9 protein-coding genes are annotated in these 12,814 nt (G+C 58.8%); 6 read left to right on the plus strand and 3 right to left on the minus strand.

Translation table 11 applies throughout. The annotated features are described in order from the left end of the window. Positions 1–381: 381 nt before the first annotated feature. Entirely contained in the window at positions 382–588 is a 207-nt protein-coding gene (locus IRZ24_RS09465) for a KGG domain-containing protein (RefSeq protein ID WP_297163057.1), read from the plus strand. Here IRZ24_RS09465 and IRZ24_RS09470 read toward each other — a convergent pair. Beyond that, positions 580–2,004 (minus strand): folylpolyglutamate synthase/dihydrofolate synthase family protein, encoded by a 1,425-nt coding sequence (locus tag IRZ24_RS09470; RefSeq protein ID WP_297163059.1) that lies wholly within the window; start codon positions 2,002–2,004, stop codon positions 580–582. The genes IRZ24_RS09465 and IRZ24_RS09470 overlap by 9 nt on opposite strands. A gap of 359 nt (positions 2,005–2,363) precedes the next feature. Next, the gene (folP, locus tag IRZ24_RS09475; RefSeq protein ID WP_297163062.1) at positions 2,364–3,275 is read right to left on the minus strand and encodes a dihydropteroate synthase; all 912 of its coding nucleotides are present in this window, start codon (positions 3,273–3,275) and stop codon (positions 2,364–2,366) included. Between the two features lie 567 nt (positions 3,276–3,842). Between folP and IRZ24_RS09480 the strand changes: the two genes are divergently transcribed. After that, positions 3,843–4,337: a hypothetical protein gene (locus IRZ24_RS09480; RefSeq protein WP_297163065.1), complete on the plus strand. Its 495-nt coding sequence runs from the start codon at positions 3,843–3,845 to the stop codon at positions 4,335–4,337. A 29-nt stretch (positions 4,338–4,366) separates the two neighbouring features. Further along, the gene (locus IRZ24_RS09485) at positions 4,367–5,494 is read left to right on the plus strand and encodes a polyprenyl synthetase family protein (protein ID WP_297163068.1); all 1,128 of its coding nucleotides are present in this window, start codon (positions 4,367–4,369) and stop codon (positions 5,492–5,494) included. 138 nt (positions 5,495–5,632) lie between these two features. Here the strand turns inward: IRZ24_RS09485 and IRZ24_RS09490 are convergent, their stop codons facing one another. Next, a complete protein-coding gene (locus IRZ24_RS09490) occupies positions 5,633–7,132 on the minus strand; it encodes an EsaB/YukD family protein (protein WP_297163070.1) in 1,500 nt (499 codons plus the stop codon). Between the two features lie 321 nt (positions 7,133–7,453). Here IRZ24_RS09490 and IRZ24_RS09495 point away from each other — a divergent pair, with 321 nt between their 5' ends. From IRZ24_RS09495 to IRZ24_RS09505, 3 genes are all read left to right on the plus strand, one after another. After that, a complete protein-coding gene (locus IRZ24_RS09495) occupies positions 7,454–9,301 on the plus strand; it encodes a M28 family peptidase (RefSeq protein ID WP_297163073.1) in 1,848 nt (615 codons plus the stop codon). Positions 9,302–9,319: 18 nt separating this feature from the next. Further along, on the plus strand, positions 9,320–10,966 hold the full coding sequence (locus IRZ24_RS09500; RefSeq protein ID WP_297163076.1) for a putative manganese-dependent inorganic diphosphatase: 1,647 nt from the start codon (positions 9,320–9,322) through the stop codon (positions 10,964–10,966). Positions 10,967–11,359: 393 nt separating this feature from the next. Further along, positions 11,360–12,433 (plus strand): phospholipase D-like domain-containing protein, encoded by a 1,074-nt coding sequence (locus IRZ24_RS09505; RefSeq protein WP_297163079.1) that lies wholly within the window; start codon positions 11,360–11,362, stop codon positions 12,431–12,433. The last annotated feature ends 381 nt before the right edge of the window (positions 12,434–12,814 follow it).

The following is a 12,814-nucleotide window of genomic DNA, read 5'->3' on the forward strand; positions in this document are numbered from 1 at the left end:
CCGTGGCGGGGCATGGGCCGGGACCGCAACGCCCTGCTCTACAGTATTGTACGTTGTAGCCCTCGCTTTCTTCCAGAGAGGAAGCGACTTTTTTGCAGAGCCGAGAGGGTCAGCCCAACCTGGCCCATCAGTTCCCCAAAAATGGCAGAACCTTAAAGGCTGCTGAGAATTTTAGCGATTTCTGGAGTTTTGCTTGCTCAAGGATTTGCACTTCTGTTATTCTGGTATACAGAAGAGCCAATAATACAGCGCGCCTGGCTGCTGATCCAATCCGGTGCAGGGCAGTGAGTGAGTGCCAGGGGAATAGGAGGGCCGGTCTCAGCCAGCAATTGGCGACAACGCAGAGGACAGCTAAGGAGAGATCGAGCAAAGGAGCCAACTATGGTGATAGGGAAAACGGGGCGTCCGCGGGGGCTGGCTGCTCTCAGCCCCGAGCGTCGACGCGAGATTGCCAGCAAAGGGGGCCGTACCTCGCAGTCGCGTGGCACGGCCCACCAGTGGACCGCCGAGGAGGCCTCGGCTGCCGGCAAGAAGGGTAGCGCCCGCTATGCCCGCAGACGCGCTGAGCTGCAAAGCCAGCTAACCTGAGTGATCAACGCCTTCTATAGTAGCAGCCACCCGCTGATTGCCGTGGGCTGCTGCCCAACGCAGCACCTCGCCAGCTAGATAGAGCGAGCCAGCAGCACAGACAGCATCGTCAGGCTGGGCTAGCTGCAGGGCCAGATCCATCGCCTGGCGACTGGTCTCCGCGCGATAGAGGGGAATATGAGCAGCATGTGTCTTGAACTGAGCGGCAATCTCCTCGATCGAGAGCGAGCGCGGGTTAGCGACGGTTGTGATGACCACAGCGTCCACCCCAGCCAGGGCCTGAACCATGCCCGCAATGTCCTTGTTTCGCAGAGTCGACAGGACAACGATCAGGCGTCGGAAGCGGAAGGTCTCTCGGAGTGCTTCAATGAGCCGCTGCATCGATTCGGCAGTATGGGCGCCATCTACTACGACCAGCGGATTCTGTCCGATAACCTCCAGGCGAGCCGACCAGTAGACCGAGCGCAAACCTTTTCGGAGGTCCTCCTCGGTCCACTGAATGCCTTTGCTACGCAGCACCTCCAGGGCCCCGATGGCGGCAGTGGCATTCTCAAGCTGATGCTGGCCCAGCAGCGACAGCTCTAGCTCGCGATAGACATGGGTGGGAGTCTCAACGCTAAAGCGCTGGCTTTGTGGGGTGCAGGTTTCCAGCACATAGCGATAGCGTAGCGGCGGCAAGCGACCAGCCTGGACCTCCGCCTGCGCTGGATCGCCCTCCGCTGGCCCCACGCGAATGAGTTCGGCCTGCTGTCGCTCGCTGACGGCGGCAATGGCTAGCAAGGCCTCGGGGGCTTGGGCCGAGGTGACAACTGTGCCCCGTGGTTTGATGATGCCAGCTTTCTCAGTGGCGATCTTGGTGAGAGTGTCGCCCAGGACCTCCATATGATCAAAGCCAATGGAGGTAATGACTGAGACCAACGGCATGATGACATTGGTGGCATCCAGTCGTCCCCCCAAACCGACTTCGATCACCGCATGCTCCACACCCCGACGGGCAAAATAGAGAAACGCTAGAGCGGTGGCTACTTCAAAGGTAATATAGGGACCAAAGCGTCCCTCTTGTTCGATCCGCTCGACGGCAGCACGCAGCTCAGGGACAAGCTGAGCAACCTCTTCTTCGCTGATTAGCTGACCATTGATACGAATGCGCTCGCGAAAGGTATGCAGATCGGGCTGCGTGTAGAGGCCAGTACGCAGGCCAGCCTCGCGCAAGACTCGCTCAATGATCGCCGCCGTTGAGCCTTTCCCCTTGGTGCCAGCTATGTGCGTGCTGCTGTAGCTCCGATGGGGATTCCCGACGGCCTCTAACAGACAGCGCTCGCGAGGCAGATTTTCATTACGGTCGCGCATGTAGCTGCCACCGCGCTCATAGTCACTGAGACTGTAGAGATAGGCAAGGGCTTCCTGATAGTTCACCAAATCATGCGGCGCCGGAAATCTCGGCGTTTATGCCTGGGGAGGAGGCGCCGCACCCTCCTTTCGTATACCCGTATCCATCTGCCCGCGAAAGCAGGCGACAAGACCTCCGCGGCATTCCATCCGCCTGTTCCGCTCGGAACGATCCCACGGCGTGCATGGCTACAGGATCATTCTGAACTCCGATGTGCAGGCCCCGTGGTGCTTACACACGTCCAGGATCTCCCGCTCCCATGCGAAATCTGTGCACCGTCTTGGCACGTATCCTGTTCAGCCGCTTGGGCTGGTCGTTCGGCTCATCTCCGCAAGCTCCCGCCTTTCGGCGCAGGGTCCAGGACATTGATCGCCATACCTTTCACTCAGGCATTTGAGAAAGAGAAAGCACCGCGCACGATGGCATCGCTCATTTTGACAACGCGCATCATTTCTCGCACGTCGTGCACGCGAACAATGTCGGCACCCTGAGCAATCCCGAGGGCCACGGTGGCGGCGGTGCCTTCAACACGCTCGTGTGGCGGCAGCCCACCTAGCACCAACCCAATAGTTGATTTGCGCGATGTGCCTAGCAAGAGAGGGCGCCCGAGACTGCGTAGCTCATGGAGCCGTCGGAGTAGAGTGAGATTCTCTTCGGGGGTAGTGCCAAAACCAATGCCCGGGTCAATGATGATGCGTTCCCAGGCTATCCCCGCTGCCAGCGCCATTTCGATGCTGCCAGCCAGAAAGCGCAGGACGTCGCTGACGATCTCTCGCTTCTGAAAGCCGCGCATGTTGGCCATCAGGACCACGGGGACGCCACGTTCGGCGGCCAGGGCCGCCATCTCAGGGTCGGCGCGTAAGCCCCAAATATCATTGATCAAGTTGGCCCCGGCCTCCAGTGCCTGCCGCGCTACCTCCGCTCGATAGGTGTCGATGGAAATAATGGTCTCTGCAGGCAACGCTGCCCGCAGTGCTCGAATGACTGGCAGCACTCGCTCCAGTTCTTCAGCAGGTGAGATTGGCGAGGCGCCGGGCCGTGTCGATTCGCCCCCTACGTCGATGAAGGTCGCTCCTTCAGCGACAAACTGCTGGGCCTGCGCGACAGCCCGTTGCACTACCTGATCACGTACTGCGGGATCACGCAAGGCACCTGTCCCTGCGGGAAGCAAGCCATCGCCCGCAAAAGAGTCAGGCGTGACATTGATGATACCCATGACATAGGTGCGTTGGCCCCACTCCAGATGATAGCCATCCCAGATCGTTGGCGGTAAAGTCGTCGCTGCTGCTATCGACATAATTGGTTGCCCTCACATAAACAGGTGCTGCTCGCTGGCGCTCGGCCATTCCCGCCCAGATGCCGGGGAAACAGGGGCCGATTCCCCGCTCGCATGAATCCCATCATCAGGGGCTCCTCTTTTTTGCCACTAGCTGGTCAGCCCAAACCCCACCTGGCTGCCGCTCCCAGCGACACAAGGCCGTTGAGCATGCGATCGATCACGGCGGGTAGGTCTCGGTTCTTACTCGACCAGGCTTGCTTTGGCTGAGACGCCCGGCACCTATATATCTTATCCTCTAGGGTCCAAGGCTGCAAACAGCGTCTGGCTCGCTCGCTTTGCGAACAGCCCCAGCTCGCGACGAGAGCTACCCTCTTGCCGGCCACCTCCGGGACTGCGCACTGCTAGGTCATCCCGGTCACTCTGCGGCACAGGTATGCCCCTCATGCTATACTACACAGAGAGATAGAGATATTGCTCTCCTTGTCAGGCCAGCCGGCCAGCCAGATCAAGTACTCGTGCTTCATTTGAGACCCTGACCAGACCGCTAATTTATAGCTAGAAGAAAGAGCAGAGGAAGCAGCAACAATGGAAGACCCCATAACGACCCGCCGACGCCAACAGACACTCAGTCTGTCACGTCGCTGTCGCGAATGTGATCAGGAGGCTCTTGGGCGCTGTCCCGATTGCCATCGCAGTTTCTGCCAGGAGCATTTTCCCAAGCAGCAACATTCGCCCTGCGCTGAGCGACAGCTGCGTCTCGCTGAGATTCAGGTTTGCTACGTCTGCGGTGTACCAGTTTATCCTGATCAATGGTCAATTTCTCGTACTTCTCATTTTATTGATCAATACCGTTGTAAAGGCTGTGGCCGCTACATCTGTGAAGAGCTACATACCAGAAAGAAAGACGAGGACGTCGTTATTGTCCGTGAAGGACTGCGCGGCCATCGTTACCAGTATACGATTCGCTACTGTGATCTCTGTGCCCCCCTCTCATATGTAGGTGGCCTTAAGGGACTGGCGCGCTGGGTGACGTTGGTAGGGACCATTGCGGCCCTTGTCTTTTTTCACTTTCACCCCTAAGATAGGGAAAAAGCTTTCTGTGGAGAAGCATGGCCATCTCAACTACTGTTCAAGCAGCGCTCCAGCGCTATCGTGAGGAGATCCAGGTAGCACTCAGAGAGGCTGTGGCCCGGGCCACGGCCTCTACTGGGGCGGAGTCTTCGCCGCTCCTGCAGGATTACTACGGTCAGATGCGCTACCATCTCGGCTGGGTTGATGCTCAATTCCGCCCTATCAGCTCCCAAACAGGCAAGCTCTTACGCCCTACTCTCTTGCTCCTTTCCTTTGAGGTCGCCGGCGCTTGGGGAGAGCTTCCCCGCGAGGATGAGCCGCGTCACTATCTGAAACGGGCCTTACCCGCGGCGGCAGCTATCGAGCTGACTCATAATTTTACTCTCATTCACGACGATATCGAAGATGAAGATAGCGAGCGGCATCATCGGCCTACAGTCTGGAAGCTTTGGGGAGTACCCCAGGCGATCAACGCCGGCGATGGCCTCTTCGCCCTTAGTCGCCTGGCCCTCTGGAATGTCTTGGAGGTCGGAGTCGATCCTGCGCTAGCTGCGCGTCTGGCGGCGCTCCTCGACCGTACCTGTTTGACGATCGCCGAGGGGCAATATCTGGACATGCTGTTCGAGACGCGCATGGACGTCTCCATTGACGCCTATATCGAAATGATTCGACGCAAAACCGCCGCCTTGATGGCCTGCGCCGCAGAGATGGGGGCCTTACTGGGAACACAGGACCTTGAGGCCGTGCAGCGCTTGCGTCATTTTGGTGAGGCCATCGGTTTAGCCTTCCAGGTGCGTGATGATTTGCTGGGCGTCTGGGCCAGTCTAGATGAGCTGGGCAAGAATCCTGCCGGCGATATCTATCGCCGCAAAAAGAGCCTCCCCATTCTGCATGCTTTGGCTCACGCTCAACCGGAGGATCGCGCGCGGCTGCAAGCTATCTATCAGCAAAGCGCTGCTCCGAGCCAGGAGGAGGTAGCCGAAGTTCTGGCGATCTTCGCCCGCACAGAGACGCGCTCCTACTGTCAGGCCTTTCTGGCCGAGCAGTGCCGTCGGGCACGTGCGGCCCTGGAGGCCGTGCCCGCTCCTGCTACACCGCTTGCTGAGCGCGCTCGCAGCGATTTAGCCGCCTTCATTGCTTTTATCGAGGAGGCCAGCCAGCGCTAGTCTGGCAAGGCACGGCACATCTCTCTCCTTTAGGCTGAAGGTTCAGAGCCCCCCATTCGCGAGCACCGCTCCTGACTAACCACAGCCTGCCGCGGCAGGGCTGAGCAGAGAGTCAGCCTGGCAACTGTTCAGTGAGTTTCAGATAAGCTGCCAGAGGGTTACCCGATTCCCTGCCGCGGTGGCGATGGTCCGTCCATCAGGAGACCAGTGCAAGGAGAGGACTGGCATACCGACGCGAACAGTGAACAGAGGCATCTGATCGCGCATCGGATACCAGACCGCCAGTATTCCATCGTTACCAGCACTGGCCAGTAGTCTCCCATCAGGTGACCAGGCCAGCGTACGCAGAGGCTGCGTGTGCAGACGCAGGCGCTGCGGTTGATCAACGCAGCGCGTGCCGAAGGTGCCCGCCTGCTGCCGCTGGCAGTTCAGACCATCCCAGAGGCGGATCAGGCCGTCGTCCCCCCCGACCGCCAGTTGCATGCCTGCCGGCGCAAAAGCCAGCGTGCGCAGGGTCATCTGCCCATCTTGGTAATAGCCATGCACTTCCTGTGCGTTGTCGGCACGCCAGACGCGCACCAGTCCCCCCGTCGAGGATGTGGCAATCGTTTGGCCATCCGCGGCCCACGAGGCGGCTTCCAGCGGGCTGGTATGACGTCTGAATATCTGCAGGGGACGCCAGAGTTTGCCGTCCCAGACAATGGCCAGCTTATCAAGGCTGGCGGAGACAAGACGTGTCTGACCTTGTGGCGCCCAGGCCACGGCGGTAACAGTGGCAGTATGACGCTGAAGTGGCTGGGTCAATGGCGTCCCATTGTAAGGATCAAGAAATTGTACTGCCGAGCCGGCTCCCAGTGCTAGCTGGGTTCCATCGGGCGACCAGGCCAGTGTACGGACAGCGCCATTAACGCTGAAGGTATGCTGAATCTGCCCTTGCGTGTTCCAGACAAGCAGCCGTCCGTCAAGCGAGCCACTGGCCAGCAATCTGCCGTCGGGAGACCAGGTCACTGCTCGCACGGTCTGCTGGTGCTGGCTGAAAACAAAGCCTGCCCGGGCTGTGACAGGTAAAGGCGCAGGTGTGGGGGTCGCCATCGGCCTTGCCATCGCGGTCGCGGTCGGTTTGGCCGGCGGTAGGAGCGTCTTCAACCACCCTCCCAGCAGTCCATCGCGGTAGGCTGCATAGCCGGCGCTGGCGCTAGCCGCTCCCAGAACTGTCAGGCCCAGCAATCCCAGGACCAAACGCCTGGTGCGTCTGCGTCCCGTGGCTGGCACGACAGTCGAGGCCGCCTCGGTCCCCACGGCTGGCAGCGCGGCGCCATCGGCCAGCGTTACCGCACTATGTAACCCATCGGCTATAGGCACGTGTTCACTACTGCCGGTACCCACCACAGAGGGCCGTAGCAGCAAGCACGCGCCCGCTTTGATGCCGGCAGCCTCTAGACTGAGTTCACGCGGCAGTTCACGCCCGCTCTCCGCCAAGCAGAGACGGTAGCTCAGTCGGTTGCCAGCGCTATCCTCCTGTGGCAGTCTCAGGACTTTGACCAGCGCTGGCACCAGCGACCAGAGCGGTGCATCTCCCGCCACTTCTACAGGGTATCTTAGCCCAGAAAGGGCATCTTCTACGACGACCTCTAGCATGCTTGTCTCCCCTCTTCCGAGGCTCTCGCCTCTTGTCCACGGTTTCTCTGGCAGGAATCCACGAACGACCAGGCGAACGATTTTTTACAATTCCCCGGTCTCCCCCAAAATGGCCACCGCCAAGATGGAGCTATACGAGCGTCCTTTTAGGAGGAGCAAGATGAGCATGAGAGAGACACCGCCCGACTCTTCTCACAGGCCCAGCTTCAGCCAGCATGCTGGCCAGATCCCTCCGTAGACCGAAGAGAAACGAGCAGAGGGAAAGCTAAAGCGGACACAGACACAGCAAGGCAACCAGTAGCTATGCTGAGGAGGAAGCTCATGCAGCCAGCAGATAGGGTACGCTCTTCGCCAACTACTGCCCGTAAGGCCTCACCAGCTCAGGAGCTACTTCTGTCCCTCCTGCTTCTCTGTTTGCTATGGTCGGGCAGCCGTCAGTCACTACCACTTAGAGCGGCTGAACGCGGCACCAGCACGGCTGGTTTTCCCACCGTAGACGGCAATTACATCTATCAACAGCTCTTCTACATGGCCACACATTTTTTGCGGCGCGAAGCCGGCTACGATCAGCACCTGCCTCCCACTGTCAATGGACATGATGAATTTGCCGCCTATTGGAGCAGGGAAATGCTGCGCAACCTCGCCGGCTTTGACCCCGAGGTAGAGCGTGATGCCTTCCCCGTGCGGGGATGGCTGGGCCGACCTGCTGTGGTCCCGGCCTTCAATGTGGAGGTCAGCATTCCTGGCATCGCGCACCCAGAGCAAATCGTCATTATTGGCTGCCACTATGACGCGATGGCTTTCTCAACGCAGTCCGCCTATGACGATGCCAGCGGCTGTGCCATCGAATTAGGCATCGCTCGCGGCCTGGCCAGCTACTGGCGTGAACATCAGCTCTATCCAGCCCGTACGCTGCGTTTTATACTCTTTGACGCTGAGGAGCAGGGACTCTACGGCTCCTTCCACGCAGTTAACGAGAGTATGAATAGCGATCTGAGCAACATCATCGCCATGCTTAATGAGGAACAGAGCGGCATCGCCTACCCCGTGCGCTACCTCGGTCAGGCTACCAATCTCCTGTTTCCCCTCTACGTGGATCTCTCTCCGCTGACAAGCAGTAGGCTCTATCCACAGCAGAACGCTCTCGCCCCTGAACAACGTCAACGCTTACGTCAGCTACGCGATCTGATGAATCAAGCCGTTCCCGCCGTCTTTGCTGAACTCTACGAAGAGGGCTATCAAATGCTTTCCTATCATGGTCAACATCAGCAGGATATCTTTGAGCCGATTTTCACGCCTGACCAGCAGCGGGAAGTAATCCGCGAGGACGACCGCCTTGGCAGCAGCGATCAGGTTCCTTTCACGTTGGCTGGCATTGCTTGCGCGACCCTGGTCGGCAATTCCAGCTACTACAGCACAGCCACCACACCCGGTTATCCCTTTGACCAGCCAGAAGATACTATTCAGCTCATGAATACCTTCGCTGATGGCAGTTCACAGCAGTCTCAGGCCTTAACCCTCGCTCTGACTTTGCCCGCAATGCTCACGACCTGGCTTCTTAACCAGCCTGCCATTCTGGGTAGTGCCCCTTTTGACGGTCGCCCGCTCGCGGCCATCGACAACCTTGGCAGAGCGATAACAGGCCACCCCCTGGTCCTTGAGGCTCAAACGGCCCAGTTGCCCGCTGCCACCTCCTCAGAGGAAGGCTTCAGTTATCGCTGGGACTTCGGGGACGGCGCCAGCGCCCAGGGTCAACGTGTCAGCCATGTCTATTCCCGGGCAGGAGCATATCAGTTGAGGCTCACCGTGATAGCTGCCAACGGCGCCCAGCGCCTTATCAGCAAGACACTCATTGTGAGGAGTCAGCCCCCCAACTATCCCAATCCCTATGCGCGCTTCCTCGATAACGGTAGGCCACCCGCCAACCCTGCCTTGGTCTTGCCCAAACCCAATGATCGCCTTAGCGATCGTGTTACCACTCTTGCCCAAGCCAAGGCCATCGCAGAAACGCCGTCAGCCAGCTCAGCCCAGCCTATACTGCTCGCCCTCGGCATGGCTGTTGGCCTTGTCCTGCTTTTTGTTATACTGATAGGCGTACTAGTGTTCATCACTCGCAGCCAAGGCAACGACCGGCAGAACGCTGGTGCTCCCCATCAAGGCGAGCACTAGTCTGGAGGAAGCAGCTAGATGGCACAGCCAATCTATGTCATAGGACATAAACAGTCAGATCTCGACTCGATCGCCTCAGCTTATGCCTACGCGCTCCTGCTGCAGACCCAAGGAGAGGAGGCTATTGCCGCTCGCCACGGGCCTATCAAACCCGAGGTGCGCTTTGTCTTAGAGCGCTACGGAGTCGATCCACCCGAGGCCCTAGAAGATGTCTACTTACAGGTGCGCGACGTCATGCGGCGTGGCGTTATCAGCATCCATGTTGATCAGCCCTTGCTAGAAGCCGGACGCCTGCTCCAGGAACACAACCGGCGCGCCATGCCCGTCGTCGATGACGAAGGCCGCGTCCAGGGCATCATCGCTATCGAAGACCTGGCTAAGCTCTTCTTCAAGGACCTCGATCCCCAGGCGGTCAATCGCGTGCCCTTGGAGCGCGATAACCTGGTGCGCGTGCTGCATGGACGCGTACTTGTCGAGGGACGACGCAAGCTGGGCAATCGCATCCTGGTGGGAGCCATGCAGGCGACCACCATGCGCGAATATCTTGAGCCAGGCTGTCTGGTAGTATTGGGAGACCGCGAAGATGCACAATTGGCCGCTATCGAGGCCGGGGCCGCTGCCCTGGTCATCACCGGCGACTTGCTCGTCTCGGAGCGCACTCTGGCCGCAGCGCGCAAACATGGCGTCCTGGTCATTAGTACTGCCTACCATACCTTCACCGCTGTTCGTCTCATCAATTTAAGCATGAAGACCAGCGAGATCATGAATCGCGACTTCGACTCGTGCAGGCCAGAAGACCTGATGAGCGAAGTACAGCCGCTGCTGGCACGCCATCGCTCGCTGCCCGTGTTAGATGACGAGGGCCATTTGGTTGGCTACCTCTCACGCACAGACATGCTCAACGCGCGTCCAAGGCGCATCGTGCTGGTGGATCACAACGAGCGGGCGCAGGCTGTTGACGGCATCGAGGAGGCTGACCTGCTGGCCATTATCGACCACCATCGCATTGCTGATGTCCACACCAATAAACCTATCATGTTCCGGGCCGAGCCGGTTGGCTGCACAGGCACTATCATCGTCAGGCTCTATCACGAGGCCGGCGTACCCATCTCGCGCGAGGCCGCAGGCCTGCTGCTCGCAGGCCTGCTGTATGATACGCTGATCCTGCGCTCCCCCACCACAACGGAGCGCGATGAACAGGTGGCTGCCGAGCTGGCAAGGATCACCGGCGAAGACCTCGAAGACTATGGCCAGGCGATTTTCGCCGCTGCTGCTGCGGATCTGAATGAGCGCAGCCCCGAGGCCCTGCTGACCGCCGACTTTAAGGAATATACCGTGAATGGCCTGCGCTTCGCCATTGGCACCGTCGAAACCCCCACTCCTGCAGTGATCGAGCAGCGCGGCCAGGAGTTGCTAGAAACCATGCGCCGGCTTTCCCAGGAGCGCAGCTACAGCGTCTTTCTGTTTATGATCGTTGACATCATTAACATGCGCTGCCGACTGCTGGTCTATGGCGGCGAACAAGCAGTAGCCAGCGCACTGGGAGCGCCACTTGGAGCCGATGGGCACTCGATCGAGGTTGAGGGCCTCGTCTCGCGCAAGAAACAACTGGTGCCTCTGCTAGGCCGTATCCGTAACTTGATGCAAGAGCGCACCAGATCCTAGCCCCGCCTGGCCACCGTCGAGAGGGCAAGCAGGAAGCTATGCCACCAGGGCAGAACAGCCAGAGATAACCAGCGTGTTCTGCCCTGCCTGTGCTTCCTGCCTCCAATGGTTGACTAGCCGGTGCCATCTTTCCCGTCTCTCAACGTCCATGCGACTGCAGCCGTCTGGGGCTTCTCGCCTCCGGCTCTGGTCTGGCATGCCGACTGGCAATCGCGCTCTCCTACCGTGCTCAGTCAGTCAGTCAGCCTGCCCCTGACGCCCCTATAGCTTTCAAGACGTGCTTATTTAGAGAGTACTGCTCTTGCGCTGCTCGCCTCTAGCCAGAACACGATATGATGAGGCTGGGAAAGATCTTTCGCTGTCCCAAATTCTCTTGATCAGGGGGTCGCTTTCATGAGGATGAAAAGGTACGCCGAACGCACCACTTCTCTCTGGCAGAAGGGTCTTGCGCCCTTGCTCTTCTGCCTTCTTCTACTTTTAAGTGCATGTAACGTCGATATCACCGCCGGTGGAAGTACGCTCCTGGCTTCGCCGACTGCCGCCGTAGGCAGTGGAGCCCAGCAGGGGCTCCAAGTCTTTGTTGAGCCAGATGCTGGCGAGCGAGTGATCACCAATGCCATCAATAGTGCTCATCGCTCGGTCTGGCTGGAGCTTTATCTGCTGACCAACCGCAACGTGATTAATGCCCTTGAGGAGGCGGCCAATCGTGGCCTGGACGTGCGCGTGATGCTAGAGACACATCCCTACGGTGGCGGTTCACTCTCACCGACCGAAACGATGGATCGCCTGAGCGCGGCAGGAGTAAAAGTCAAGGCTACCAGCCCAGCCTTTGCCCTGACTCATGAAAAAGGGATGATCATCGATGGCACCACCGCCTATATCATGACCTGTAATCTAACAAATGCAGCTCTAGGTGTTGGTAGCACTAAAAATCGTGAGTATGGCATTATCGACACGAATCCCGCCGATGTGAAGGCCGTTAGCGATATCTTTGAAGCCGACTGGAACCGCACGCAGGTCTCGCTCAGCAACCCGAATCTCGTCGTCAGTCCCATTAACTCGCGCAGTGTTCTCGAATCGCTGATCAAGGGAGCCCACAAATCGCTGCTCATCGAAGCAGAGGAGCTGATCGACGATTCCATTGAGCACGAGCTGGCGGCGGCGGCACAGCGCGGCGTTACGGTGCAAGTCATCCTGCCCTATCAGAGCAGCTCCTCCGACAGCAACCGCAGCGGGATCAAGACCATTAAGCAGGGCGGGGCCCAGGTGCGCGAAGATAAGCAGCTCTATATGCACGCCAAGATGATGATCGTTGATGGCGAGAAGGCCTTTGTTGGTTCGGAAAATTTCTCCAGCCAATCGCTTGATCATAATCGTGAGCTGGGCATAGTACTCTCCGACCAGCACATTATCAGTGTGCTCCAGCAGACCTTTGCCGCGGATTGGGGCGTCTCACGCAGTGTCTAAAGAGCTTTCACCCTTTCAGCTCTGAAGGCAAGCTTTCCCTCGTTGACAGCGAGAGGAAGCAGCCCGCTCCGTAAGGTGATAGTGCTCGAGTTTGGGGCCAGTCAGGGCGCTTAGTAGATCTGGCATTGCTCTCCCCCTGGCCCCCTTCCTCCATTGCGGCTATGTGATACGATAGGAAGGCGTCTGCTGCCGCCCTTCCACCCCTTGCTGCTTGGTAGAGCTGGCAGCAGCCCTAGACAGCGAGGCCTAGATCGACCAGGAAAAGAGCAAACAGTTTAGCTCACAGTCTCTCTATCTATCTGCCTGGTCATGGCCCTGTCTGTTACCTTAACGCCGCTGGACAATGGCACCTGGTCGAGACAAGCAGGGGTTCCTACCAGA

The sequence above is a fragment of the Thermogemmatispora sp. genome (genome assembly GCF_019683755.1).
In the GTDB taxonomy this organism is placed as follows: Bacteria; Chloroflexota; Ktedonobacteria; order Ktedonobacterales; family Ktedonobacteraceae; genus Thermogemmatispora.